Below are 25,353 nucleotides of genomic sequence, written 5' to 3'. Positions count from 1 at the left end.
GGGCGCGGCGCGCCGACGGGGGGCGGACCCAAAGCTATCTCAGTTTCCCTCGGTCGGCGACTCCGCGCGTTCGACCCGGTTCCGGCCGCCGGCCTTGGCCCGGTACATGGCGTCGTCGGACCGCCGCAGCAGATCGTCCAAGCTCTCGTCCGGCGCGGCCCATTGCGCGACGCCGACGCTGGCGGTGACCGAGAACGTGTCCCCCTGGTGCTCTACGCACAGCCTGGCGATCGCGGCCCGCAGCCGCTCCGCCGTCTCGACCGCGTGGAGCAGTGTGGTCTCCGGCAGCAGGACAACGAACTCCTCGCCGCCCAAACGCGCCACCAGATCGGAGGCGCGCACCGCCTCGCGGCACAGCCGGGCGAGGGCCACCAGGGCGGCGTCGCCGGCGGCATGACCCCGGGTGTCGTTGATCGCCTTGAAGTGGTCGATGTCGAACAGCGCCACGCTGACCGGGCGCCGATGCCGGGTGGCGCGGGTCAGTTCGGACCCGGCGGCGTCCATGAACCGGCGGCGGTTGATACTGCCGGTGAGCGGATCCTCCCCGGCCAGCCGCTCCAGCGCCGCATTCGCTTCGGTCAGGGCCCGCTCGCGGGCACGCAGACGCAGCAGGTTGCGACTCCGCGCCAGCAGTTCGAACTCGTCGACCGGCTTACGCAGGAAGTCGGTCGCGCCGGCGTCGAATGCCTCTCGCAGCAGATCGGCCGAATCGTCCGAGGTCACCATGATGACGGGGATATCCTGGTTCGCGCTGCTGTCGCGCAGGCGCCGCAGACAGGTGAGGCCGTCCACCTCCGGCATGCGGTAGTCCAGCAGGACCAGATCGGGTGTTTCCACCGCGCAGTGATCCACGACCTGCCGCGCTTCGGTGACGACGGTCACCCGTGCGCCTTCCAGCCCTTCGAGCATGGCGGCCAGCAGGCGGGCGTTGGGCTCCACATCGTCCACGATGACGACGCGGGCGGAATGGCTCTCGCCGCGGGCGAGGTCACCACGGGTGGGGGGTGACGTCATGCGCTTTGATCCATCGCCTCTTCAAGCCATGTCCGCACCACGGTTTGGGTCGCCGACGCGGTCGCCTCGATCCCGGGCAATGCGTCGGTCAAGTCCGGCCCGACGGGACGCCGACTCTGCAACATCTGCCCCGTTTCCGCCAGACGTTGAGCGCCGAACTGCCCCGCTAAACCTTTGAGGGTGTGTCCGATGCGCCCGACCTGCTCCGGATCGGGTGGATCGGCACGCGCCGCCGCGTTCAGGCTAGCCATCTGATCGCTGACGCTGGAGAGCATCGACTCCACGATCGGCCCGATCCGGGCGATGCCCATCCGGCTCGCCAGGGACTGCAGCGTGCGGGAATCGAACAGCGGGCACGGGTGCGGCGTCCTCAAGGCGTCGGCGGCCCCGGCCCTCCTCGGCCCACCCGGTTCCGCGCCGGTCGGATCGTTCGCGTCGTCGTGTACGCGCGCCGCAGCGGTCGACTCCACCCGCCCGGCCCCGCCCGCGGGTCCCGCATTGCCGTCCGTCGTGTCGTGGTTCCCGGTCCCGGTCTCCACCCACGTGACCCCGCGCGCATGGGCCGTGACGGCGGCGGTCAGCCGGTCCCAGTCCACCGGCTTGGTCAGCACATCGACCAGACCGGCGGCGATGTAGGCCGCACGGTTTTCCGGGTGCGCATCGGCGGTCAGGCCCAGCACCGGCGGCGGATCGCCGGGCAGCGCGCGAATCGCGCGGGTCGCCGCCAGCCCGTCCATGACCGGCATCTGCATGTCCGTCACGACCAGGGCAAACGCCTCGGGTGCGGCGGCCACGGCCTCGACGGCGGCGCGACCGTCCTCGACCTCCTCCACGGTGAAGCCCAGACGCTCCAGCATCGTGACGATCAACAGCCGGTTGGCGGCCGTGTCCTCGGCCAGCAGCAGGCGGGTTCCCGGCGCGGCCCGCGCGAACCGGACGGCCGGACTCGCCCCCCCCTCCGCCGCTGGTTCGCCCACCGTTTCCGCCACCCCGGCGCGGATCCAGAACCGGAACGTGGAGCCCTGGCCCAGCGCGCTGTCGACCACGATGTCGCCGCTCATGTGCTCGACCAGACGCTTGCAGATCGCCAGCCCGAGGCCGGTGCCGCCAAACCGGCGTGTCGTGGTGTCGTCGGCCTGGATGAAGGGCTGAAACAGACGCTCGCGCTGCTCCGGCGACAGGCCGATCCCGGTGTCCTCGACCGCGAAGGTCAGCTCCCACCCGGCGTCCGGCGCCGTCGGAACGCAGCGTTCCAGACGAAGGCGCACCGTGCCCTGTTCCGTGAACTTGATGCCGTTGCTGACGAGGTTGAACAGGATCTGCCGCAGGCGATGGGCATCGCCGCGCACCAGCGGCGGCGTTCGGGTCTCCACCACGGCGTCCAGCGTCAGCCCTTTCTCCGAGGCGGTGACGCTGAACAACTGCGCCACCTCGGTTACCAGGGGACGGGGATCGAAATCGGCGGCTTCCAGATGGATCTGTCCCGCCTCGATCTTGGAGAAGTCGAGGATGTCGTTGAGCAGCGCCAGCAGCGCATCCGCCGACTGCTTGAGGGTCTCGGTGTAGCGCCGCTGGCGCGCGCTTAGGTCCGAGGCCAGGAGCAGATCGGTCATGCCGAGGACCCCGGTCATCGGCGTGCGGATTTCGTGGCTCATCATGGCCAGGAAGCGGGACTTGGCCGCGTTGGCGGTCTCGGCCTCGATCTTGGCGCGGCGCAGCGCCTCCTCGTAGCGGCGCATTTCGGTGACGTCGGAGTGGGTGCCGACCAGCCGCACCGGCCGTCCGTCCGGAGCCCGGACCACCTGGGCGCGGTCCAGGATCCACAGCGCCTGTCCATCGGCGCCCAGCATGCGGTGGATGGATCGGTAGGTGTCTTCGGATCCGGCCAGATACAGGGAAAGGGCGCGCACCGCGCCCAGATAGTCGTGGGCGTGAATGCGTGTGGTGCCGTACGACGGGTCGACCTCCGCTTCCGTGCTGCCAAGCCCGAGCATTTCGCGCCAGCGGGGCGAGACGTACATGCGGTTGGTTTCCAGGTTCCAGTCGTACAGGCCATCGGTCGATCCGCGCACCGCGAGATCGAAACGCTCCTGCACCAGCCGGATTTCCTTGTTGGTCGCATCCAGCCGGCCGGCGAGATCGACCAACGCGCGCGCCTGCTCCTCCAGGCGTTCGTTCGCCCGCTGAAGCTCCAGTTCGCGGGCCTTGAGATCGGAGATGTTCGTGGAGGCGCCGCGATACCCCCGCACCTCACCGGTCCGCTCCAGTACCGGCACGCCGCTGGTCCGCTGCCACACCGTGGCGCCGCTGGCGGTGACGATGCGGTATTCGGGCAGGTCCAGTTTGGCGCCGCGCAGTTGGGCGGCGGAGAACAGGGCGCTCACCCACTCGCGGTCTTCCTCCGCCACCAGATCCAGCAGCGAGCGGCCAAGCAGTTCGGTGATCGAAACGCCGAAGGTGTCGGTGGCGCGCTCCGACACGAAGACCAGGCGGATCTCGGCGTCCACCTCCCAGATGTATTCGTCGGCGGCGTTGACCACGTCTCGAAACCGCTGCTCGCTTTCGCGCAACGCCTGCTCGTCCGCCCGGCTGCGGGTCACATCGCGATAAAACCAGGCGCGGCCCCATCCGACGCCGTCCTCGTGATGCAACCCGCGCGAATACCGTTCCAGAACGCGCCCGTCGGTCAGGCGGATCTCCTGACCCTCGAGCTCATCAAGGTCGAGGTGTTCGTACAAGAACCGGAGGCGCGCCGCGAACGCGCTCGGATCCGGCAGTTTCTGGCGAATGGCCTCGAACAGAACCCGGGTCTCACGGGTTTCCAGGGCGTCGTCGGAGACCCCCCAGATTTTGGCGAAGCGGCGGTTCCAGGACAGGATCCGCCCCTCCGGCGACGCCACCAGAATGCCGTCCGTCGAGGTTTCCTGTTGCGCCGACAGCACGGTGTTCTGGCGTTGCAGCGCGACCCGGGCGGCGGTTTGCTGGGTGTCCAGGTGCATCAGGCTGTTGGTCAGTCCGACCACCGCGATCCCGGAGACGAGGAACAACCCCAGACCCCAGGCCACGTCCCGCCGCCAGGAGGCCAGCACCGCGTCCTGGGCGATTGTGGCGCCGGCGATGAGCGGATAGTGACCGACCTGCCGTTCGGAGATGACGCGCACCACGTCGTCCACGGTGGAGCGCAGGACGTAGGTCTCCGCCAACGCGCCATGCGGGGTCCGCCGGGCAATGCGGGCGATGCTGTCGCCAATGGTCTGCCCCGGGTCCGGCAGACGCACCATGATGCGCCCGTTGAAGTGCACCACGGCGACCGACGCGTTGTCGGAGCTCAGGAGGGCCTCGTAGGTCTCCGCGAACGCCGCCTGATCGATGATCGCCGCGACACTGCCGACCAAGGTGCCATCGGCGTCGCGCTGCGGACGCACCAGGGCGAAGACAAAGCGCGCCGCGTCGGTGCGGTCCCGGTACACGGGGCTCAGCCAGGGGGTGGTCGCGCCACCTTCGACGTGGGCGATGTAGTCCGGATGATTGGCGATGTTCGGCGGCGGCCATCCGCCGGTCCACAGCTCGGGTGTGCCGTCGGCATTCACGACGATCAAGGCCCGTACTACGGGGATCTGGCCCACGCGCATCCGCAGGAAGCTCTGAAGGTCGGGCGGCGCGCTCCCCGAGACCCGCGCCTGGTCGAATGCGTCCACCTCGGTCAGCAAGGTATCCACATTGTCCAGCGCGCTGGCCGTGAAGGCGCTGTAGGTCTGGGCGAACGCCTGGGTGATCTCCGTGGCCCGATTCATGGCCGCTGTGTAGCTCTGCCACGACCAGTAGCCCAGCACACCGCCGATCAGCAGCATCACCAGGACCCCGGAGAGCATGACGATCTGACGCGAGCGCCGCGCCCGAATCTCGCTCAGGTCGTCCGGTTTGATGAACGTGGGATCCATGGTCCTGCCTTGCCGCCCGGCGCGCGCGCCTTCGTTCCCGTTCTCAGGCTGTCCCCGGAGTCGATCAAGAGCCATCGGACGCCCGGTGCGCTTCGACTCGGATCCCGACCGCGGCCCCTGCTGCGCCGTGCTCCCATCAGGCCCCCTGCTAGGCGGGGTCGGATCCCGATGCTACGATGAGCCCCGCAGTCGCGCGATGGAGAAGACAGGTCATGATGGAAACATCCATCCTCGTTGTCACGCTAGTTGTTCTGGCCATCGTCTTCATCGTTCTGAGCGTGAAGATCGTGCCCCAAGGTTGGGAATACACGGTGGAGCGCTTCGGTCAGTATACCAAGACGCTGACCCCGGGCCTGCACCTGATCGTGCCGTTCGTCGAACAGGTCGGCCAGCGCCTCAACATGATGGAACAGGTTCTCGATGTCCCCGAGCAGGAGGTCATCACCCGCGACAACGCGATGGTCACGGTCGACGGGGTGGTGTTCTTTCAGATCCTGGACGCGCCGAAGGCCGCCTACGAAGTCCGCCAGCTCGAAAACGCCATCCTCAACCTGACCATGACCAACCTGCGCACGGTCATGGGCAGCATGGACCTGGACGACCTGCTGTCCCAACGCGACAAGATCAACGCGCAACTTCTGATGGTCGTGGATCTGGCCACCAATCCGTGGGGCGTGAAGGTCACCCGGATCGAAATCAAGGACATCTCGCCGCCGCGCGATCTGGTGGAATCCATGGGCCGCCAGATGAAGGCGGAGCGCGACAAGCGCGCCTCCATCCTGGTGGCGGAAGGCCAGAAGCAGGCGGCTATCCTGGAGGCGGAGGGCCGGCGCGAGGCGGCCTGGCGCGACGCCGAGGCCCGCGAACGGCTGGCGGAGGCGGAAGCCCGCGCCACCACCCTGGTCAGCGAGGCCATCGGCAAGGGTGGCATGGGCGCGGTCAATTACTTTGTCGCCCAGAAGTATGTGGAAGCCCTGCAGAGCCTCGCGGTGGCGCCGAACCAGAAGGTCCTCATGCTGCCGATGGAGACGACGGGCGTGCTCGGCTCCCTCGCCGGCATCGCCGAGATCGCCAAGGAGGCCTTGCGCCCCGACCCGCCCTCCGACCCGCCCCCCGGGCCGGACGGGACCGGGGGAGGCGGCGGGGGTGGCCGTCGGCCGGTCGCGCCCACGGCCCCGCCGGCGCCCCCGGGGACGGGCGCGGCCACCGCCGCGGTGATGCCGTCGATTCCGGGTGCCGGCCCCGTCGCCGGTCCCGTCGCCGGTCCTTGGGCCACCACCCGCCCGTCCTGACCCACTGCGGGGACTCGGTCCGATGGATGTCGCGTGGCCCACGGCTTTGGTGTTCTGGCACTGGTGGATCCTGGGCGTCGCCTGTCTGGTTCTGGAACTGCTGGCGCCGGGGGTGTTCTTCCTCTGGGTTGCGCTCGCGGCCGGGGCGACCGGGGTCATTGGGGTCCTGACGCCGGGGCTGCCCTGGGAGGGTCAGGCGCTGTTGTTCGCCGGTCTCGCCCTGGCGTCCACCCTTGCCGGCCGGCGTATCTGGCGTCCCGGGGCCGTCAAGACCGATCACCCGATGTTGAACCGGCGGGCCCTGGCGCACGTTGGGCGCGTGGTCGTTTTGACCACGCCTTTGACCAACGGGTAGGGGCGCGTGCGGGTGGATGATGGCGAGTGGGCGGCGGTGGCGGAAACGGACGCCCTCTCCGCACCAGAGGGGACCGCGATGCGGGTGACCGGCGTGCGCGACGGCCGCTTGGTCTTAGGGCCGGAGCCCCCCAGCGCGCCCGCCCCCCCGGTGGCCCCCGATACCGGAGAAGCCTGATGCCCGGCCTCAATGCCCGGCCTTAGGCCGATCTGGCGCGCGCGGCGGACGGACGGCGCCATCCGCCGCTGAGAAGGGTCTTGGCCAACAGGCCGCCCGACAGCACCGCCCAGGCCAGCGCCAGCCACCAGCGCGGGGCGCCCTCCGGCCGGAACTCTGTGGTGAAATAGCGCCAGCAGCCCCGGATTTTGTGCCGCGTGACGAACAGTCCGGAGACCGGCGAGCGGCTTTTCAGATGGGCGGCCGTCCGATGCGGCGCGAACAGCACGCGGCCCCCCGCGCGCCAGACCGCACGGCACAGGGCCAGATCCTCAAAATGCAGGAAATACCGCTCATCGAAGCCGCCGAGGCGCCGATAGAACGCGGTCGGCATCAGCATGAACGCCCCGGAAATCGCCGGGATGGGCACGAGGTCCGCCGTCGGCAGCGGTTCGCGGTGCCGGTTGACGCGGGCGAACCGGCCGCCGAACGCCTCGCCGAGCCATTGTCCCGGCGTGCCCGCATTGCGCCGACCGCCGACCTGCTCCTGCCCGTCGGGGCCGAGCAGACGGGCGCCGATCATCCAGGCCTCATCCGGCGGACGCGGGGCCAGGGCGAGGACCGCCGGGAGGGTTCCCGGCGCCGGCAGGCAATCCGGATTGAGCAGCAGGAGCCGGTCGCCGCGGGCCTCGGCCACGCCGCGATTGCAGCCGGCCCCGAATCCGACGTTGCCCTGGCCGTGCACGAGGCGCAGGGGCGGCCCGTCGCCCTCCGGGCGGGGGCCCAGCGCGGGCGGCCATGGCGGACCGCTTTCCAGGTTGTTGACCAGGATCACCTCGGCCACGGCCGGTTCGGCCCGCAGTGCGTCCAGCACCGGGCGCGCCTCGGCGCCGCCGTAATACACCATCACCACCGACAGCCCGGGCTGCGCCGAACGCCCGTCGGGTCCCCATCCCGCTCCGTCACCCGCTCCGTCACCCGTTCTGTCACCCAGTCCGTCACCCGGTCCCATCACCGCATCCCGTCCCACATCCCATCCCTGGATCGCTCTTCAACCATCGACCCCTGCTGCCCCTCTGTTACACGCCACAGCCGTAACGCGAGTATGGTCCTGGCGTGACACGCGCCAGCACGTGTATCCTATGTGCCGACCCTGTACCGCAAGCGGGGTTGCACTTCAGGCACAGTAACCGAATCTTGGACTGGGGTGGGGGTGTTGGCCAAGAACTAGGTGTCGTTATGTGCCATCGCCGCAACGGATGGAACGCCTGGAACGGGGCAGGTTCATGGCCGCAACGACAAAGGGGGGAACCCCTTTTCGGATTCTTGTCGCCGCGTCGCTCATCGTGCTGACGATGACGGTGGGGGGGCTGATGCTTGTCACCTCCATGGCAGATTACGCGGCCAAGCGGACGGAAGCGACCTGGGCCGACTATGCTCTCAATGTCCGGGGCAAGATCGCGCTTCTGACCCTGCTGGAGGGCGACACGGGGTTCACGGACCTTCCGAACGATCTCGCCGCCTACGTCCGCACCCGCGATCCCGTCACGGCCACCACGATCGAACGCCGCCTGGAGACGCTGCACGCGCTCGTGGCGCGGTACGGAGCCTTGCGTCTGAACGACGAGGAGCGGTTCGCGCTGCGTGCCCTATCCGCCGCGCTGAGCCAATACCAGGACAAGCTCGGCGTGGTCCGGCACATGATCGAGCGGAACATCCCTCAGGCCATGATCGCGGACGTCGTCCCCTTGCAGGGGGCCAACGCGCCAATGGCCCTGGACCTGCTGCGCGAGTCCTGGACCAATGCCGACACGGCTCAGCGCACGCAGCTCTCCGACGCCATGGCGCGGGTCCGGTTGCTGACCCGGTCCACGCTGCTGGTCGTGCCGGTGCTGATTCTGGCGGCCTTGATGGTCGGGTGGCTGGCCTGGCGCTACATCACCATCTCCCGCGAGGCGGAGCGGCGGCGCGAGGATATGCGAAGATCGGAGGCCCTGTACCGCGACCTTGTCGACGGGTCGCTTCAAGGTCTCCTGATCCATGCGGATTTCAAGCTGCTGTTCGTCAACCCGGCGTTCGCGCGTATGTTCGGCTTCGCGTCCATGTCCGACGCCCTGACCGTGTCGAGCTTCCTGGAGTTGGTGGAGCCCACGGACCGCGCCGACCTTGAACTGGTGCACAGCCGCATCGCCGTCGGGGCCATCCACACCTGGACCGGCCGGGTCCATTGTCGCAACCGGCGCGGCGATTCCATCTGGGTGGAGGAGATGGCCCGGCCGATCCAGTGGAACGGCCGGCCGGCGGTGCAGATGACCCTTCTCGACGTCACGGACCGCGTCGCCCATGAGGACGACCTGGAGATGGAACGCTCCCTGACCGAGCAGCAGGCCCAGGAGGTGGTCGCCTTGGCCGAGGAATTGGACGCCGCCCTGCAACTCGCGGAGGAACAGAAGAGCCAGTTGCACCGGCTGTCGATCGCCGATCCGCTGACCGGTGCGTTCAACCGGCGCCATCTGTTCGACTGTGCCCGCCAGGAACTGGCCCGGTTGGATCGGGGATCGGTGCGGGCCCTCAGCGTCATCATGATGGACCTCGACCATTTCAAGGTGCTGAACGACACCCACGGCCATGCGGTGGGCGACCACGCCCTGCGTGCCTTCACCGTCGCCAGCACCGAAACCCTGCGCGAGAATGACGTGTTCGCCCGCCTGGGCGGGGAGGAGTTCGCGGCCCTCCTGCCCGGCACCGGTCTCGACGAGGCGCGGGTGGTGGCCGAGCGGCTGCGGGAACGCACGGCCGACTTGCGCATCGCCCTTCCCGGGGGCAAACAGATTGGGCTGACCGTCAGCCTGGGCGTGATGGAGGTGGTGGACCCCACGCACTCGTTCGATGCCATCCTGAGCCGGGTCGACGCGGCCCTGTACGACAGCAAGCGCGACGGCCGGAACCGCGTGACGGTGGTGCCGCATATCGGGCACGATGACGGGCACGATCACGGGGCCGGGGCGACGGGCCCCGGTACGCGCCCCACCCCGGCCGCCGCCGCGAACTCCTGATCGTGATCCCTGGGTTGCGGGACGGGGCCCCGCCCGCCGCCCACCGTACGCCCGCCGCCTTCCGCCGGACGCCTGCATGCGACTCGTCTTCATCCATCAGAACCTGCCCGGCCAGTTCCGCCACATGGCCCGCGCCCTGGCCGCGCAGGGCGGCTACGACATGGTGTTCATCGGCACCCGGACCGACCGCCAGATCCCCGGCGCGCGGGTCATGCCCTATCGCCTGCACCGCACGGTGACCAAGGGCATCCACCCCTATCTGGTACGGGCCGAAAACGCCGTGCTGCACGGTCAGGGCGCCGCCCGCCAGCTTGTGACCCTGCGCGACGGCGGGTTCCGGCCCGACCTCATCATCGCGCACTCGGGCTGGGGCGAGGCGCTGTTCATCAAGGACGTCTTCCCCTCGGTGCCGCTGCTGATCTACAGCGAGTTCTACTACACCGCCCGGGGCACCGATGTCGGGTTCGAGGCGCCGGAGGCCCTGACCCTCGATGCCGCCGCGCGCACGCGGATGCGCGCGACCCACATTCTGCAGTCCCTGGTGGCTTGCGACCGGGCCCTGACTCCGACCGCATGGCAGAAGAGCGTCCATCCGCCCCTGTTCCACCCGCGGATCGACGTCATTCACGAGGGCGTCGATACCGGCGTGATGACCCCCGATCCGACCGCGACGGTCACCCTGGGCGACGGCATGACCCTGCGGGCGCAGGACGAGGTCATCACCTACGTCGCCCGCAATCTGGAGCCCTATCGGGGCTTTCACATCGTCATGCGCGCCCTGCCCGCGATTCTGGAGGCGCGACCGGCCGCCCGCGTGGTCATCGTCGGCGGCGACGACGTCAGTTACGGGCAGGCGCCGGGCGACGGCCGCACCTGGCGCGAAACACTGCTGTCCGAGGTGCCGCTGCCCGCAGACCGGGTGATTTTCACCGGCCAGGTGCCGTACGATACGTTCCGGCGCATCCTTCAGGTGTCGTCGGTGCACGTCTACCTGACCTATCCGTTCGTCCTGTCCTGGTCGATGCTGGAGGCGATGAGCTGCGGCTGCCTGGTCGTCGGCTCCGACACGCCCCCGGTGCGCGAGGTGGTGACCCACGGCGAAACCGGCCTGCTGACCTCGTTCCACGATCCGGACGCGCTCGCCGCCATGGTGATCGACGCGCTGGCCCGGAGCGCCCAACTCACCCCTGTGCGCGCCGCCGCCCGCCACACGATCATCGACCGCTACGACCGACCCACGTGCCTGCGGCAGCAACTCGATCTGATCGGGCGCATGGCGCAGCGGGCGCTTTAATCTGATGGGACACCGATGACCACCGAGCCACCGCACCCGCCTGCCGGCACGCCCCGCCCGGCCGCGTTTCTCGACCGAGACGGCACTCTGAACCTCGATGTCCACTACGCCCACCGCCCGGACCAGATCGTGTGGATCGCGGGGGCGGCCGACGCCCTGCGGCGCCTGAACGAGGCCGGCTGGTGGGTGTTCGTGGTCACCAACCAGTCCGGGGTCGCCCAGGGTTTGTACGACGAGGACAGCGTGCAGGCGTTGCACGCCTGGATGGCGAAGGATCTGGCGCGCCAGGGGGCTCGCGTCGACGCCTTCTATTACTGCCCGCATCATCCCCGCGAGGGCGCACCGCCGTACCGCAGGGCCTGTAACTGCCGCAAGCCGGCGCCGGGGATGCTTCTTCAGGCCATGGCGGACTACCCCGTGGACCGGGCGCGCTCGTTCATGCTGGGGGACCGGCCCCGCGACGTGGAGGCGGGCGAGGCGGCTGGGGTGGACTCGTATCTCTATGAGGGCGGCAACCTCGACGCCGTGGTCTCGCGCCTGATGGCCGCGCACGGCGGTTGACCCGCGCGCCGGCCGCCGTATCCTGGCGCCGCGTCAGATGGCTGGATGGCCGCCCCGCCGCGTCCCCCGTGGACCGGCGGGGAGGAAAGTCCGGGCTCCACGGAAACACGGTGCCGGATAACGTCCGGCGGGGGCGACCCTAGGGAAAGTGCCACAGAAAGCAAACCGCCCGTCCGCCGGTCTTCGGACCGCGCCGACGGGTAAGGGTGAAAGGGTGCGGTAAGAGCGCACCGCCCCCCTGGCGACAGGGGGGGCACGGTAAACCCCACCGGGAGCAAGACGGAGTAGGAGCGGCCGGCCCAGCCCTTCGGGGCGGGGGCCAGGCGTGTTTTCGCGCCGCCGCTCGGGTAGGTCGCGCGAGGCGTCCGGCGACGGACGTCCCAGATGAATGGCCATCCATCGTGTCCGGGTCCGCCCGGACGCGGGGACAGAACCCGGCTTACAGGCCATCTGACGCTTTTCCATCCTGATCCCCGTCGGCGGTCGACCGGACGTGTCTCCCCGATCACGGCCTCTGCCGCGCAGCGCCGGTGTTGTCGCGGTGCACCATCCCGTCGGCACGCGCCGAGACCGCACCCGGAATGGATGGCCCTCCGGAACGGATGGTGTATAAGACCGGCGGCTGCCCGGGACCCGAGCGGTCCTCTTCCCCGCATGGCGACCTCCGGCAGACGAAGGTGACAGACGGCATGGCGAACGACGTCACGACCGAACAGTGGACCCGATACATGACCCTGGTGCAGCGGGCGCAGACGCTGTTTGCTCGCGCGCAGGCCCGCGCCACGGCCAAGGCGACCGGGGGCGAGTTCTCGATCGTGGATGTGAAGTCCGTCACCTCCGCCTTTCTGCGGGTGTGGGCCGAACTGGCGCAGCGGCCCGCCGACCTGTGGGCGTTTCAAGCCAATGCCGTGCTGAAGGTTTCGCAAGCCTGGATGACGGCCTGGACCGAACCGCCACCGGAGACGGATCCCGCGGCCCGCGACCGCCGCTTCCGCGATCCGGGCTGGACGGCCGATCCGCTGAGCCGCGCCCTGCGCGACAGCCATCTGGCGCTGGAGGCGGCGACCCAGGACATGCTCGCCACCCTGCCGAAGGGCACCAAGGAGCAGCTTCGGGTCGAGTTCTACACCCGCCAGATCCTCAGCGCGCTGTCGCCCAGCAACATCCTCACCCTGAACCCGGCTGCCCGCGCCCGCTTGCTGGAGACCGGCGGGGCGAGCCTGCTGGATGGGCTGGAAAACCTGCTCGACGACCTGGACCGGGGCAAGGGGCGCCTGGACATCGCCACCAACGACCAGACCGCCTTCGTCGTCGGCCGCGACCTGGCCACGACCCCGGGCAAGGTGGTGTTCCAGAACGACATGATGCAGCTTATCCAGTACACGCCCCTGACGGAGACGCAGCACGCCCGGCCGCTGCTGTTCGTGCCGCCGTGGATCAACAAGTTCTACATCCTGGACATGCGGGAAAAGAACAGTCTGGTCCGCTATGCCCTGTCGCGCGGCCATACCGTCTTCGTCATCAGCTGGATCAACCCAGGGCCGGAGCATGCGGACCGGGGCTTCGACGCCTATATGACCAACGGCCCCCTGGCGGCGCTGGACGTGATCGAGACCGCGACCGGCGCGCGCACCGTCAACATCCTGGGCTTTTGCATCGGCGGCATTCTGGTCACGGCGACCCTGGCCTATCTGGCGGCACGCGGCGAGGCCGACCGGGTGGGCACCGCCACCACCCTGGCCACCATGGTGGACTTCACCGACGTCGGTGAAATCGGCGTGTTCATCGACAACGACCGGGTGCGGGCGCTGCGCCAGCACATGAAGGACACCGGCTACCTGGAGAACTACCACCTCCAGGACATGTTCGCGATGATCCGCGAAAACGACCTGGTCTGGTCATTCCACGTCATGAACTATCTGATGGGCCGCAAACCGCCCGCCTTCGACCTGCTGTTCTGGAACAGCGATTCCACTCGGCTGCCGGCGGCCATGCTGACGTGGTACCTGGAGAAGGTCTATATTGAGAACGGCCTGCGCCAGCCGGGCTATCTGTCGCTCAACGGCACGCCGATCGCCCTGGGTCGGATCGAGACGCCGTTTTTTGTTTTGGCCACCAAGGAGGACCATATCGCCCCCTGGCGCTCGGTCTACCCGACCACCGGCCTGCTCAGCGGCGAGGTGCGGTTCGTGCTGGGCGGATCGGGCCACATCGCCGGTGCCATCAATCCGCCGCAGGAGCCGCCGAAGTATGGCTACTGGACGCGCGACGACGCCCCGGAGACGCCCGAGGCATGGCTGGCCGGCGCCCGTTACACCGAGGGATCCTGGTGGCCGATGTGGGGCGACTGGCTGGACGCGCACTGCCCGGAAGCGCGCGTGCCGGCCCGCGTGCCGGGCGAGGGCGCGTTGCCGGCCCTGGAGGACGCGCCCGGCTCCTATGTCCGGATGCGGTGAGGTGGCCCCTTCGTGAATTACCGTCATGCCTTCCACGCCGGCAACGTCGGCGACGTGCTCAAGCACATGGTTCAGATCCACGTCCTTGCGCATCTGCGCGCCAAGGCCAAGCCGTTCGCGGTGATCGATACCCACGCCGGCATCGGGGCTTATGACCTGACCGGCCCCGCCGCCATACGGACGGGGGAGTGGCGACACGGACTCGGCCGCCTGTGGGGTGCGGCGGACCCGCCGGAGGCCGTGCGGGCCTATCTGGATCACGTCCGCGCCATCCAGGAGGAGCTGGGGGCCACGATCTACCCGGGCTCGCCCCTGATCTCCGCCCACCACTTGCGGCCCGGAGACCGGATGGTGGCGGTGGAGCGCCATCCTGAGGATTACGCCGTGCTCGCGGACCTGCTGGGCCGGGCGCCGGGGGTAATCGTGCGCGAGGGGGACGGGTATGCTGCGCTCGCCGCTCTGCTGCCGCCGGCGGAGCGGCGCGGCCTGATCCTGATCGATCCGCCGTTCGAGGAGCGCGAGGAGTATCAGGCCCTGGCGCTGGCTCTGGGGCGGGCACACCGACGCTTCGCCACCGGGGTCTATATGCTCTGGTACCCGATCAAGGACCCCGGCGCCGTGGCGGTGATGCGTCAGATGATCCAGGACAGCGCCGTTCCGCGCGTGCTTGCGGTCGAACTGACCGTGCGGCCGACCACGGTGCTGGCCGGGCTGGCGGGCTGCGGCCTGATCCTAGTCAACCCGCCCTGGCGCCTGGAAGAGACCCTACGCGAGGCGCTGCCCTGGCTGGCGGCGCGGCTGGAAACCACGCCGGGTGCGGGGGGCTGGTCGCTGGAGTGGCTGCGCGGCGAGGCGTGACCCGCCGATCCCGCCGCTGAATTCAGCCCGGTGGGCTTTTGTATCCGGCCTTTGATCCCCATATGTCGCTCTGAACCCTGTAAAGAAATGTGGTGGGTCGTGAGCGGATCGCCAGTATCGCAAGCCGCATCGACACGACGTTCTTCTTGTCGCGGACGTGTAGAGGGACGCTCGGCCGTCCTTCTGCTTTGCGCCCGAGTCAGGGTGCCAGAATCGGGGTGAGCGTGGTCGCGTTCCGACCGCGACTGCGACCGCGACCGTCATCGCGACGGCCAATGCCTCGGCACCGGCACCACCTCGGCATTGGCGATCCGGCGCGGTGTATGGTCGCTGTGCGGGCCGACGACTCCCCGACCGCCGTTGCGGGGTCACCGGCTCGCCGTCACGGGTCCGGATCGCGAGACCGGCGTTACCCATGGGCGCGGACGGTGCGGGCCCGGGGCGGGCCATGGCCCTATTCACGGCGCTGTCTATCGTATTTGATGCGAAATGCCTTATTTTTCATCCGGAGGTCGCGGACGCTGGCCTCAATACCGGGTGGACTCAGGTATTGCGCGTATCACGAGAAAAAAGGCATACTTGGCATGAGGGATCATCCTCGATCAAGAAAACGGGCACTTAGGCCTTGCGCGTGCTCCCGATCATTCCTTATCCCTTTGATAGTTAAGCTGCGATGATCCGTGATGACAAGGGCTTCTATATTAATTATACTTCGAGTCTCGCATGGTGACCGCCGGCGATGGCGACGGGGGGGATAACGGCGTGCTCGGAGATCGCGTTCATCAGGCCGACCTCGCAAGAGGTGCTGTGGGCGACCGAGGCCGTCTGAGCACGGACGAGTTGCTTGATCTCGCGCGGCATCGCTCGGAGCAATCCCGTGCGTCCCTCGCCACCTTCATGATGGAACTGCTCGACGGCCGCCCGGGCCGTCTGTCGCCGAGCGAGCGGGCGCTGCTCAGCGATATTCTGCAGACCCTCATTTACAAGGTGGAACGGTCGATTCGCGACCGTCTCGTTCAGGTTCTGGCGGAAACCAAGAGCTGTCCGCACGACCTGATCTGGTTCTTGGCAAACGAACCGATCGAGATCGCCTATCCGATCCTGCTGCGCAGCCGGGTGTTGCGCGACGAGGATCTGGTGGAGCTGGTCAAGCACAAGGCGATCGAACACCGCATGACGATCGCCAAGCGGCCGGGGCTGTCGCAATCGGTCAGCCACATCATCGCGGAGGTCGGCGAGTCCAATGTGGTTGTCGAGCTGTTGCGCAATCATGACGCCGCAATTGCCGAGGCGACCCTGGCCTATCTCGTCGAACGCGCCCGGACAGAGCGCAGCTTCCACGAACCTCTGGTTCGGCGACCCGAGCTGACGCCCGAGCTGGCCCGTAAGCTCTGCCACTGGGTGTCGGCGGCGCTGCGCCAGTACATTCTGATCACCTGGAACATCCCGGCCTCGGTCATCGACGAAGGTCTGGACACGGTCTTGAAAGACACGGACCTGGGTCCGGAGGACGACTGCATAGAAGGCCGGGCCGACACCCTGTCGCAAGCGGTCGCGGACGACCGGGACCGCGTCAGGCGCCTCATCATGTCGGCCATGGACGGTCGCGACATCCGGCTCGCCGTCTCCCTGATCAGCAGCGCGCTGGGCCTGCGCAAGGTGCTGGTCCGCCGCATCCTGTTCGAGCCCGCCAGCGAATCCCTGGCCATCGTCTGCACCGCGTTGGGCATGACCCGGCACGAGTATCTGGACTTCTGCCGGGTCAGCGCGCGCCTTCGGACGCACGCCTTCGACGATCCGGGGGAGGATCCGACGGCGCTGGCGGACTTCTTCGATCGGGTGGATGAGGAGACGGCGCGTGCCGTGGTCTCACACTGGAGCCGGCAACCCGGGTTCCTGGGGGCGGTCCGAGACTTGGAGTCCTGGCAGGATGAGTAAGGTGAATCGGTGCGCGGCTCACGTCCTGTCCGACGATGTCGGGGATCTCGACGTGCGCTTTATGGCGCTCACCACCATTCTGCCGTGTGTCGTGTGGGAAACGGATCCGACCGGGCGCGTTCGGTTCGTCTCCAATCTGGTGCTGGAGTTCCTGGGCCGCCATCCGGTGGAACTCATCGGCCAGCCCTTCCCGGCCGTCTTCTCGGACCGATCCTGGACCCTAAACGCGCAGGTCCATACGGACGGACAGGTGGCCCGCGGGGATGGCTCGTGGGCCTCCATGTACCAGGCCCGCACACACCGGGACGAGACCCTGTATTGCCGGGTCGAAGGGCGGCGGTGTTTCGATCCCCTCTCCGGGGAGTTCAGCGGGTCCATCGGCACGGCGGAGTTCGTGCCCCAGGCGTCGCTGCGGCAGGCCGCAGCGGCCGGCCTATGGGAAGCCCTGGTCCGGGGCATGCTGGGCGTTGTTCTGATGAACGACCAGGGGACCATCCGGTTCGCCAATCCGATGTTCCAGCGCGCCCTCGGCTTGCGGGAGGCCCCCCCGCGCGGCGCCCGCCTGTCCCAGTTCCTTCAGGTGCCGTCGGAAGCGCAGACGACCGACGTCGGCCCCGGCATCTGGCACGAATTCAAGGCGCTGCCCCGGGACGACGCCGACCGTCCGCTGTCGGTGCTGTTCGGCACACCCCGGGGCGATGGACGGTACCAGTTGGCCGTCGTCCTGGACGACAGCGCCCGGCGGGTGGCTGCCGCCATGCTGCGGGACGAGGCGCCGCGGGCCGATGCCATTCTGACCCAGTACGCCGAGTCGTTGCTGTCGGGCTTCCACGATCTGTGGTCAGAGGTGGTGGGCGCCCTGGACAGCGGCCCTCCCGCGGGCGAAGCCGCCCCGGCTCCGGCCGGAGCCCCGCCCCCCAAAGCCGCCCTCCCGTCCTTGACGCGGCGGCAGACCGAGGTGCTGGAGCTGCTGGCGCGGGGCCAGACCAACAAGGAGATCGGCCGCGCGCTCGGCATCTCCGAGGCCACGGTGAAGACGCACGTCCGGGTTCTGGTCGAGGCGCTGGGCGCGGCGAACCGCACCTCCGCCGCCGTCGTCGCGGCCCGCTTGTTCCACGACGCATCCTGAGCGCGTCCTGAGGTCGGGCCGGGGCGCACGACCCCGTCCGCCGCTGTCTCCCCGTCTCAGGCCCCCGTACAGGTTTGGGCCGCTAGGGCGCGCAGGATCGCCGCCGTCTCCCATTGCGCCCCGAACGACGCGAAGCGTGCCAGGGCCAGGGTGTGCCGGATGTCGGTGTTGGCCGCGCACGCATCGGGGATGCCCACCATGGCGAACCCCTCGCCGGGGCCGGCCTTCATGGTCTGCTCGACGCACTGGTCGGTCAGGAATCCGGTGCACAGCACGGTCCGGATCCCCATGTTCCGCAGCACATAGGCGAACGGGGTGGAGTTGAACAGATTGGCCGAGGTCTTCGGCAGCACGATCTCGTCGCCCACCGGCGCGACCTCCGGCACCACCGCGGCGGCCGGGGTGTCGGCCACGATTTCAAACCCGCTCAGCTTATAGTCCAGGCTGCGGTCGCGCCCATCCCGGGTCAGGCTGCCCATCACGGTGTAGATCACCTCGACCCCGCTCCCCCGCGCGGCCTCTAGCAGGCGTGCCATGTTGGGCAGGACGACATCGCGCGCGCGGGCGTCAAACTCCGGACGCGGCGGGTGGTTGGACGGGTCCAGCACATACCGCTGCACGTCGATCAGCAGCAGCGCCGTGGTGACCGGATCGAGTGTCGGCGTGAAGACCGCATCCGTCGTCATGGCGTACGCACCAGAGGCTCGCGGAGGCCGAACAGGCCCTTCGGCCGCCACATCAGCGCGGCGATCAGCGCCACCGCCACGATCACCTGGGTGATGCCGTAAAGCTGGAACGTCTCCTCCAGGCCGCGCAGGGCCTCGCCGCCCAGGCTGATGGCCAGCGCGGCCACAATAGCTCCGATGACCGAGCCCTGCCCGCCGACCACGATGATGGCGACCAGATTGAACGACAGCATCAGCCCGAACGACTTCGGTGTCATCACCGACACGACATGCGGCAGCAGCGCCCCGCCGAACCCGGCGAGGGCCGCCCCCAGCACGAACGCCAGCATCTTGAGCCGGAAGGCGTGAATCCCGACGCAGCGCGCCGCCATCTCGTTCTCGCGCACCGCTAGCATCGCGCGGCCGATGGAGGCATGCTTGATCCGCCAGCACAGCATCACGACCAGCAGGGTGCATAGGGCGATCAGCGGCAGCGAGGCCTCGCGCGGAATGCCGGTCAGGCCGCGCCCACCCCGGGTCAGACCATCCAGGTTCAGGGCCAGGGTCTGCACCACGATGATGAGCCCCAGCGTCGCCACCGCCAGATAGTGGGTGCGCAAGCGCAGCACCAGCAGGCCGATGACCGCCGCCACCAGCCCCGCCGTCAGCCCGCCGACGGTCGCCGCCGCCGGCAGCGGCAAGGCGACGTCCCGGATCATGTCCGGCAGGTCGGGCATGGCGAACCCCCGGCGCCCCACCGGATAGGTGAACATCACCGCGACATAGGCGCCCAGGGTCATGAACGCCGGGTGTCCCAGGCTGAACAGCCCGGTGAACCCGTTGGTCATGGTCAGACTGACCGCCAGAAGGATGTTGATCAGCGTCAGCGCGGCCAGGGTCCGCAGGTAGCCGCTGCCGAACACCTCCAGCCCCACCACCGCCCCGACCAGCAGCAGAGTGAACAGGGCCAGCGCCTGCGTCGGACTCACGGCGAACCGGGGGGCCGCGCGGGGGGTCATGCCCGCTCCTCCTCGGTGCTGCCGAACAGGCCGCTCGGCCGGACCAGCAGGATCAGGATCAGCAGGCCGAACACGAAGGCATCGCGGTAGCCGGCGTACGCGGCCGGCAAGAACCCGACGAACGCCACCTCGGCGAAGCCCAGAATGTAACCGCCCAGGATCGCCCCCGGCAGCGAGCCGACCCCGCCGATGATGGTCGCGACGAACGCCTTCAGGCCGGGCACGAAGCCCATCAACGGGTCGATCTGGCCGAACTTGCCCCCCCAGAACAGCCCGGCCAGCGCCGCCAGCGCCCCGCCGATGCCGAACACCAGCAGCACGACCCGGTTGATGGAGATGCCCATCAGCCGGGCGGCCAGCGTGTTCTCCGACACCGCGCGCATGGCGATGCCCATCCGTGTCGTCTTGACGAACACGGTCAGCAGCACCGCGCACAGCAGCGTGACGGCCGGGATGGTCAGGTCGATGATGGCGACATCGATCCCACCCAGCGCCACCCGCTCGCGGAACACGGCCGGGAAGGAGAAGTTGCGCGGCTGTGCGCCCAGCAGGATCAGCCCCAGGTTCTGCAACGCCACCGACACCGACAGCGTGACGATGAACCCGGTGATCATGGGCGCGCCCCGGATGGAGCGGAACGCCAGCCGCTCGACCAGCCCGCCGGACAGGAACCCGGCGACCAGCACCAGCAGCGGCAGCACCACCCACGGCACGTGATCCGTGGCGATCAGGCCGAAGGTCGCGAAGGCGCCCACCATCATCAGATCCCCGTGGGCGAAGTTCACCAGCCGGATCACGCCGTAGATCAGCGAAAACCCGATGGCCACGAGCGCGTACAGGCTGCCCAGCGACAGGCCGTTGACGATCTGCTGGATGGCGTAGTCGCTCATGCGGAAAGTCCCAGGTAGGCGCCCATCACATGCGGATCCTCCAGCAGGTCGCGGCCGGACCCGGCCAGTTCCACGCGGCCCTCGCGAATGACGAAGCCCCGGTGGGCGATGTCGAGCGCCATCATGGCGTTCTGCTCCACCAGCAGCAGGGTGACCCCGCGCTCGGCGTTCAGGTCGCGCAGGGTGTCGAAGATCCGTTCGGTCACCTGCGGCGCCAGCCCCAACGACGGCTCGTCGAGCAGCAGCAGGCGCGGCTCCCCCATCAGCGCGCGGCCGATGGCCAGCATCATCTGTTCCCCGCCGGACAGCCCGCCGGCGGCCTCATGCCGCCGCTCCCGCAGCACCGGAAACAGCGCATAGATTTCGTCCATCAGCGCCCGCACCCGCGCCTCATCGCGGTTGAGGAAGGCGCCGAGGCGCAGGTTTTCCTCGATGGTCAGGCGGGTGAAAATCTGGCGCCCCTCGGGGCAATGCACCAGCCCGGCCCGCACCAGCTTCGCCGGGTCCGCGCGCGTCAGATCGAAGGTCTGGCCGTCCAGGCGCAGTGTGGCCGTGCCCTGGGCGATGGGCAGCAGCCCCGATAGCGCCATCAGCGTGGTGGTCTTGCCGGCCCCGTTGGAGCCGATGAGTGCTGCGATCTCGCCCGCGCCGACCTCGAGCGTCAGATCGGTCAGAACGCGGGTGCGGCCCCGGGTGACCTGCAGTCCCTCCACGGTCAGCATGCGGCGGCCTCCCCCTGCGGGCGGCGGCGGCCCAGGTAGACCTCGCGCACCTCCGGCTGACGCAGGACGTCGGCGGCCGCCCCCTCGGCGATCACCTCGCCCTTGTTCATGACGACCAGCCGCCGGCACAGCGCCGCCACCATGGTGATGTTGTGCTCCACCAGCACGATGGTCAGGCCGTCCTCCCGGTTCAGGGAGTCGATCAGGGCCGACAGGGCGTGCTTTTCGGAGTCGTTCATGCCCGCCGCCGGCTCGTCCAGCAGCAGCAGCCGGGGGGCGCCGGCCAGGGCGCGGGCGATCTCCACCCGCCGCCGGTCGCCGTAGGACAGTGCGCCCGCCGTCTGCCCCGCGAACGGCTCCAGCGCGGTGCGTTCGATCATCGCGTCGGCGATGGCGCGAATGCGCCGTTCGGCCGCGCGCCCACGCGGCAGGCCCAGGACGCTTTCAACCGGCGAGGCCGAGGCTGCGGCGTGCGCCCCCGCCATCACGTTCTGACGCACCGTCAGATCATCGAACAGGCGGATGTTCTGAAAGGTCCGCACCATGCCCAGGCGGGCCCGGCGTTCCGGCGACGCCCGGGTGACGTCGCGGCCGTCGAACGCGATATGCCCCTCGCTGGGACGCAGGACGCCGGTGATGACGTTGAAGGCCGTGGTCTTGCCGGCCCCGTTTGGTCCGATCAGCCCGAGCAGATCACCCGGCTCTATGGTGAGCGAGAACCGTGAGAGGGCGATCACGCCGCCGAAGTGCTTGCCGACATCCGTTGCCTGCAACAGCGTCATGCGGGGGTCCTGCTACGGGAATCCTGGTGTGGTGCGGACAAAAGAAATTTGACATTTCGACCCATAGACACGAAATGTGCATGATATTTGTCGTATCTGCAAGGGGAGACTGGTGTGAACCCTCGCGACGCTTTGAACGGTTTGGCGTCCGGTGTGCTGTCCGAAGGCGAACCGGCGCCCGTCGCCCATGAGAACCCGAACGGCACCAGCCCCGCCGTGGTGGTGTGTGAACACGGCGGGCGGCGCATCCCGGCGCGGCTGGGCTCTCTCGGTCTGGCTGAGGAGCACTTGGCCAAGCACTTCATGTGGGACATCGGAGCGCTGGATCTGGCCCGTGCCATCGCCACACGCCTGAACGCGCCGTTGATCCATCAGCCGTACTCTCGCATGGTCTGCGACGGCAACCGCCCGACCACGGCCCCCGACTTCATCCCGGAGCACGGCGAGGGCATTCCGGTGCCCGGCAATGTGGATCTGTCCCCGGAGGAAGTCGCGGCCCGCACGGCGGCGATCTGGCAACCGTATCAGGATCACATCGCGTCGGTCCTGGAGGCCCGCGCGGCGGCGAGCACGCCCACGGTGTTCGTCAGCATCCACAGCTTTACCCCGGTGTTCTACGGCACCCCCCGTCCCTGGCACGTCGGCGTGCTGTACGACCGGGACCCGGTGTTGTCGCCGGCGCTGTTCGATGGTCTGGCCCGAACCCTGGGGGAGCGGGTGGTGGGCCGCAACGAACCCTACGTCATGAGCCGGACCAGCGACTACACTGTGCCCGTGCACGGCGAGGACCGGGGCCTGCCCAGCGTCGAGATCGAGGTCCGCAACGACCTGATCCGCGACCCGACCGGCGTGGACCAATGGGCCGGTGTGCTGACCCCTGCGCTGATTCAGGCGGCGCGCGCGGTCGGGATCGCCCTGGAGGACGTCACCATCACACGGGAGGGACCGCTGTGAAGTATGTGGATCCGGTCCGCAACTGGCCCCTGACCCCGGCCAGGACGGCGGTCGTCGTCGTGGATGTGCAGGCGGCCGAGGTCGAGCCCGCGCTGCTGGAGGCCTATCCCGAATACGCCCGGGCGCTGTCGAACCGCATGCTGCCGGCTCTGACCCGGCTGGTGGACGGCGCCCGCGCGCAGGGCTGCGAGATCGTCTACACCGTCATCGAAGCCCTGACCGCCGACGGTCGCGACCGCAGCCTGGACCACAAGCTGTCGGACATCCTGGTGCCGAAAGGCTCGCCGCTGGCCGCCGTGCTGCCCGAGGCGCGCAAGGCCGCCGACGATATCGTCCTGCCCAAGACCTCCTCCGGCGTCTTCAACTCCACCATTCTCGCTTATGTCCTGCGCAACATGGGGATCACCAACGTGATCGTGGCCGGCCTACTGACCGACCAGTGCGTCGACATGGCGGTGCGCGATGGCGCCGACCTGGGGTTCTACATGGTCTGTGCCGCCGATGCCTGCGTGGCCAAGACCGACGCCCGGCACGAGCAGGCGCTGAAGGCGTTCGGCGGCTACTGCCGGGTGCAGACGGTCGAGGCGATCCTCGCCGACATCGCGGCGGCGGCCGACACGGTCTGATATAACCCGGGTGTCCGACGCCCCGTCAGATCCGGCGACGCCCGAACAGACATCGTGCGTCGCCGGGCGACCGGACGACGGGCGGGGAGTGGCGCAAGGGAGCGGGCGAATGACGTCGATCGCGACAGATCGGGCCATCGGTGTCGTCGGCGCGGGCACCATGGGGGGCGGCATCGCGCAGGTGGCCGCTGCCGCCGGCCATCCGGTGCGGCTGTTCGATGCGGTCGCGGGCGCGGCCGACGCGGGCAAAGCCCGGATCGCCGAGGGGCTGGCCAAGGTGGTGGCCCGGGGTAAGATGACGGCGGCGGCGCGCGACGCGCTGCTCGGGCGGATCGAAACCGTCGCCGCCCTGGATGCCATGGCGGACGCCGCCCTGGTCCTTGAGGCGATCGTCGAGGACCTTGACGCCAAGCGGCAGCTTTTCACGGCGCTGGAGGAGATCGTCGGCCCGGACGTCCTTCTGGCGACCAACACGTCCTCACTCTCCGTCACCGCGATCGCGCGGCCGCTGGCCCGGCCCGAGCGCCTGATCGGTCTGCATTTCTTCAACCCCGCCCCGATCATGAAATTGGTCGAGGTCATCTCGGGCGTCGCTACGGCGCCGACGGTGGCCGCCACCGCGTACGCGACGGCGGAGGCCTGGGGCAAGATCGCCGTGCACGCCAAGTCGACCCCCGGGTTCATCGTCAACCGGGTGGCACGGCCCTACTATGCCGAGGCTCTGCGCCTGTACGAGGAGCAGGTGGCGGATCCGGCGACCCTCGACGCGCTGCTGACCGAGGGGGCCGGGTTCCGGATGGGGCCGTTCGCGCTGATGGACCTGATCGGCCACGATGTGAACTACGCCGTCTGCCGGTCGGTGTTCGATGCCTTTTACCAGGACCCGCGCTTCCGCCCCTCGATCACGCAGCTCGAACTGGTCAATGCCGGACGTCTGGGGCGGAAGACGGGGCAGGGGGTCTACAGCTACGCGGCCGGTGCCGCGCCGCCGCGCCCCGCGACCCTGACCGGCCCGTCCGACGCCCCGCCGATCCCCGGCTTTGATCCCGCGCGGGAGATGGAGGTGGACGGCGTCCTCGTCACGTCGACCGATGGGCGAACGGCCGCCCGCCTGGCGCGGGCGCGAGGCACGCCCGTCGTCGTTTGCGACCTCATCACCCCGGAGACCGGCAGGCGCTTGGGCTTCGCCACCTCCCCCGACGTGCCGGACGCTGTGGTGCATCGGCTGCGGACGAGCCTCGATGCCCTGGGGATCGTCGCCACACGGCTGCCCGACTGGCCCGGCCTTGTGGTGATGCGGACCATCGCCATGCTGGCGAACGAGGGCTTCGAGGCCGTGATGCAGGGCGTCGCGGACGAAGCCGGCGTCGATGCGGCCATGCGGTCCGGCGTCAACTACCCCAAGGGACCGATCGGGTGGGGGCGGGAAATTGGCCTTGGCCGGGTTCTGGCGACGCTCGACCACATTCACGCGGTAACCGGGGACCCCCGCTATCGCGCATCCATGGCGCTGCGGTTCGCGGCTGAGGCGTGATTCGGACCGGCTTCGCTCAGCCCGGCGGAGCGTGGGATCATCCGTGCCTAGGCCGTCGGCCTCATGGGCGGCGATCTCGTGTTCGCGGGGCTCAGGGCGGGGGCCGGTTTG

General features: G+C 69.0%; 20 protein-coding genes and 1 other RNA gene. 13 read left to right on the top strand and 8 right to left on the bottom strand.

From position 1 onward, the window contains the following. Positions 1 to 39: 39 nt before the first annotated feature. Together GGD82_RS10815 and GGD82_RS10810 are read right to left on the bottom strand one after the other, a co-directional pair. On the bottom strand, positions 40 to 1,014 hold the full coding sequence (locus tag GGD82_RS10815; protein WP_150061681.1) for a diguanylate cyclase: 975 nt from the start codon (positions 1,012 to 1,014) through the stop codon (positions 40 to 42). Further along, positions 1,011 to 4,955: a PAS domain S-box protein gene (locus tag GGD82_RS10810; RefSeq protein WP_170284199.1), complete on the bottom strand. Its 3,945-nt coding sequence runs from the start codon at positions 4,953 to 4,955 to the stop codon at positions 1,011 to 1,013. Before GGD82_RS10810 ends, GGD82_RS10815 begins: the two co-directional genes overlap by 4 nt. Positions 4,956 to 5,167: 212 nt before the next feature. Here GGD82_RS10810 and GGD82_RS10805 point away from each other — a divergent pair, with 212 nt between their 5' ends. Together GGD82_RS10805 and GGD82_RS10800 are read left to right on the top strand one after the other, a co-directional pair. Continuing rightward, complete coding sequence (locus GGD82_RS10805; protein ID WP_150061679.1) at positions 5,168 to 6,247, top strand: SPFH domain-containing protein; 1,080 nt, start codon at positions 5,168 to 5,170, stop codon at positions 6,245 to 6,247. A gap of 22 nt (positions 6,248 to 6,269) precedes the next feature. Further along, complete coding sequence (locus GGD82_RS10800; protein ID WP_150061678.1) at positions 6,270 to 6,602, top strand: NfeD family protein; 333 nt, start codon at positions 6,270 to 6,272, stop codon at positions 6,600 to 6,602. Between the two features lie 199 nt (positions 6,603 to 6,801). Here the strand turns inward: GGD82_RS10800 and GGD82_RS10795 are convergent, their stop codons facing one another. Further along, on the bottom strand, positions 6,802 to 7,770 hold the full coding sequence (locus tag GGD82_RS10795; protein ID WP_150061677.1) for a glycosyltransferase: 969 nt from the start codon (positions 7,768 to 7,770) through the stop codon (positions 6,802 to 6,804). Between the two features lie 274 nt (positions 7,771 to 8,044). Here GGD82_RS10795 and GGD82_RS10790 point away from each other — a divergent pair, with 274 nt between their 5' ends. The 8 genes from GGD82_RS10790 to GGD82_RS10755 all read left to right on the top strand — a co-directional run bounded on the left by GGD82_RS10790 (position 8,045) and on the right by GGD82_RS10755 (position 18,050). After that, positions 8,045 to 9,814, top strand: a complete 1,770-nt coding sequence (locus GGD82_RS10790; RefSeq protein WP_170284198.1) for a sensor domain-containing diguanylate cyclase — start codon at positions 8,045 to 8,047, stop codon at positions 9,812 to 9,814. 76 nt (positions 9,815 to 9,890) lie between these two features. Beyond that, the gene (locus GGD82_RS10785) at positions 9,891 to 11,108 is read left to right on the top strand and encodes a glycosyltransferase family 4 protein (protein ID WP_150061675.1); all 1,218 of its coding nucleotides are present in this window, start codon (positions 9,891 to 9,893) and stop codon (positions 11,106 to 11,108) included. Positions 11,109 to 11,123: 15 nt separating this feature from the next. Beyond that, complete coding sequence (locus tag GGD82_RS10780) at positions 11,124 to 11,669, top strand: D-glycero-alpha-D-manno-heptose-1,7-bisphosphate 7-phosphatase (RefSeq protein WP_150061674.1); 546 nt, start codon at positions 11,124 to 11,126, stop codon at positions 11,667 to 11,669. 33 nt (positions 11,670 to 11,702) lie between these two features. After that, positions 11,703 to 12,127: RNase P RNA component class A (rnpB, locus tag GGD82_RS10775), an RNA gene on the top strand. Between the two features lie 231 nt (positions 12,128 to 12,358). Continuing rightward, positions 12,359 to 14,125, top strand: coding sequence for a PHA/PHB synthase family protein (locus GGD82_RS10770; RefSeq protein WP_170284197.1), 1,767 nt, complete (start codon positions 12,359 to 12,361; stop codon positions 14,123 to 14,125). A gap of 12 nt (positions 14,126 to 14,137) precedes the next feature. Beyond that, on the top strand, positions 14,138 to 14,983 hold the full coding sequence (locus GGD82_RS10765; protein ID WP_150061672.1) for a 23S rRNA (adenine(2030)-N(6))-methyltransferase RlmJ: 846 nt from the start codon (positions 14,138 to 14,140) through the stop codon (positions 14,981 to 14,983). A gap of 762 nt (positions 14,984 to 15,745) precedes the next feature. Continuing rightward, a complete protein-coding gene (locus tag GGD82_RS10760) occupies positions 15,746 to 16,921 on the top strand; it encodes a DUF2336 domain-containing protein (protein ID WP_170284196.1) in 1,176 nt (391 codons plus the stop codon). Further along, positions 16,914 to 18,050, top strand: coding sequence for a LuxR C-terminal-related transcriptional regulator (locus tag GGD82_RS10755; RefSeq protein WP_170284195.1), 1,137 nt, complete (start codon positions 16,914 to 16,916; stop codon positions 18,048 to 18,050). Before GGD82_RS10760 ends, GGD82_RS10755 begins: the two co-directional genes overlap by 8 nt. 56 nt (positions 18,051 to 18,106) lie before the next feature. Here GGD82_RS10755 and GGD82_RS10750 read toward each other — a convergent pair whose 3' ends face one another. The 5 genes from GGD82_RS10750 to GGD82_RS10730 are packed head-to-tail and all read right to left on the bottom strand — an operon-like array spanning position 18,107 to position 22,128. Next, positions 18,107 to 18,736 carry a cysteine hydrolase family protein gene (locus GGD82_RS10750; RefSeq protein ID WP_150061669.1) on the bottom strand — a complete coding sequence of 210 codons (630 nt, stop codon included), beginning with the start codon at positions 18,734 to 18,736 and terminating at the stop codon, positions 18,107 to 18,109. Further along, positions 18,733 to 19,734, bottom strand: coding sequence for a branched-chain amino acid ABC transporter permease (locus GGD82_RS10745; protein WP_150061668.1), 1,002 nt, complete (start codon positions 19,732 to 19,734; stop codon positions 18,733 to 18,735). The genes GGD82_RS10750 and GGD82_RS10745 overlap by 4 nt, the downstream gene beginning before the upstream one ends. After that, a complete protein-coding gene (locus tag GGD82_RS10740; RefSeq protein WP_150061667.1) occupies positions 19,731 to 20,624 on the bottom strand; it encodes a branched-chain amino acid ABC transporter permease in 894 nt (297 codons plus the stop codon). The genes GGD82_RS10745 and GGD82_RS10740 overlap by 4 nt, the downstream gene beginning before the upstream one ends. Next, entirely contained in the window at positions 20,621 to 21,346 is a 726-nt protein-coding gene (locus GGD82_RS10735; RefSeq protein ID WP_150061666.1) for an ABC transporter ATP-binding protein, read from the bottom strand. The genes GGD82_RS10740 and GGD82_RS10735 overlap by 4 nt, the downstream gene beginning before the upstream one ends. Then, positions 21,340 to 22,128, bottom strand: a complete 789-nt coding sequence (locus GGD82_RS10730) for an ABC transporter ATP-binding protein (protein ID WP_150061665.1) — start codon at positions 22,126 to 22,128, stop codon at positions 21,340 to 21,342. Before GGD82_RS10730 ends, GGD82_RS10735 begins: the two co-directional genes overlap by 7 nt. A gap of 114 nt (positions 22,129 to 22,242) precedes the next feature. Here GGD82_RS10730 and GGD82_RS10725 point away from each other — a divergent pair, with 114 nt between their 5' ends. From GGD82_RS10725 to GGD82_RS10715, 3 genes are all read left to right on the top strand, one after another. Then, on the top strand, positions 22,243 to 23,082 hold the full coding sequence (locus GGD82_RS10725) for an N-formylglutamate amidohydrolase (RefSeq protein ID WP_170284194.1): 840 nt from the start codon (positions 22,243 to 22,245) through the stop codon (positions 23,080 to 23,082). After that, entirely contained in the window at positions 23,079 to 23,708 is a 630-nt protein-coding gene (locus GGD82_RS10720) for a cysteine hydrolase family protein (protein ID WP_211364726.1), read from the top strand. The genes GGD82_RS10725 and GGD82_RS10720 overlap by 4 nt, the downstream gene beginning before the upstream one ends. Before the next feature lie 109 nt (positions 23,709 to 23,817). After that, positions 23,818 to 25,242 carry a 3-hydroxyacyl-CoA dehydrogenase NAD-binding domain-containing protein gene (locus GGD82_RS10715; RefSeq protein WP_150061662.1) on the top strand — a complete coding sequence of 475 codons (1,425 nt, stop codon included), beginning with the start codon at positions 23,818 to 23,820 and terminating at the stop codon, positions 25,240 to 25,242. Positions 25,243 to 25,353: the final 111 nt, after the last annotated feature.

The sequence above is a fragment of the Roseospira marina genome (assembly GCF_014197855.1).
In the GTDB taxonomy this organism is placed as follows: domain Bacteria; phylum Pseudomonadota; class Alphaproteobacteria; order Rhodospirillales; family Rhodospirillaceae; genus Rhodospira; species Rhodospira marina.
The sequence above is the reverse complement of the archived record's forward strand: the minus strand, read 5'-3'. Positions and strand labels throughout refer to the sequence as shown.

Excerpts from the sequence above, each read along its gene's own strand:
- GGD82_RS10790 (WP_170284198.1), top strand. The coding sequence starts at position 8,045 with ATGGCCGCAACGACAAAGGGGGGAACCCCTTTTCGGATTCTTGTCGCC.
- GGD82_RS10815 (WP_150061681.1), bottom strand. The coding sequence starts at position 1,014 with ATGACGTCACCCCCCACCCGTGGTGACCTCGCCCGCGGCGAGAGCCAT.
- GGD82_RS10745 (WP_150061668.1), bottom strand. The coding sequence starts at position 19,734 with ATGACCCCCCGCGCGGCCCCCCGGTTCGCCGTGAGTCCGACGCAGGCG.
- GGD82_RS10800 (WP_150061678.1), top strand. The coding sequence starts at position 6,270 with ATGGATGTCGCGTGGCCCACGGCTTTGGTGTTCTGGCACTGGTGGATC.
- GGD82_RS10805 (WP_150061679.1), top strand. The coding sequence starts at position 5,168 with ATGATGGAAACATCCATCCTCGTTGTCACGCTAGTTGTTCTGGCCATC.
- GGD82_RS10785 (WP_150061675.1), top strand. The coding sequence starts at position 9,891 with ATGCGACTCGTCTTCATCCATCAGAACCTGCCCGGCCAGTTCCGCCAC.
- GGD82_RS10735 (WP_150061666.1), bottom strand. The coding sequence starts at position 21,346 with ATGCTGACCGTGGAGGGACTGCAGGTCACCCGGGGCCGCACCCGCGTT.
- GGD82_RS10730 (WP_150061665.1), bottom strand. The coding sequence starts at position 22,128 with ATGACGCTGTTGCAGGCAACGGATGTCGGCAAGCACTTCGGCGGCGTG.
- GGD82_RS10750 (WP_150061669.1), bottom strand. The coding sequence starts at position 18,736 with ATGACGACGGATGCGGTCTTCACGCCGACACTCGATCCGGTCACCACG.
- GGD82_RS10740 (WP_150061667.1), bottom strand. The coding sequence starts at position 20,624 with ATGAGCGACTACGCCATCCAGCAGATCGTCAACGGCCTGTCGCTGGGC.
- GGD82_RS10755 (WP_170284195.1), top strand. The coding sequence starts at position 16,914 with ATGAGTAAGGTGAATCGGTGCGCGGCTCACGTCCTGTCCGACGATGTC.
- GGD82_RS10795 (WP_150061677.1), bottom strand. The coding sequence starts at position 7,770 with ATGGGACCGGGTGACGGACTGGGTGACAGAACGGGTGACGGAGCGGGT.
- GGD82_RS10810 (WP_170284199.1), bottom strand. The coding sequence starts at position 4,955 with ATGGATCCCACGTTCATCAAACCGGACGACCTGAGCGAGATTCGGGCG.
- GGD82_RS10770 (WP_170284197.1), top strand. The coding sequence starts at position 12,359 with ATGGCGAACGACGTCACGACCGAACAGTGGACCCGATACATGACCCTG.
- GGD82_RS10780 (WP_150061674.1), top strand. The coding sequence starts at position 11,124 with ATGACCACCGAGCCACCGCACCCGCCTGCCGGCACGCCCCGCCCGGCC.
- GGD82_RS10715 (WP_150061662.1), top strand. The coding sequence starts at position 23,818 with ATGACGTCGATCGCGACAGATCGGGCCATCGGTGTCGTCGGCGCGGGC.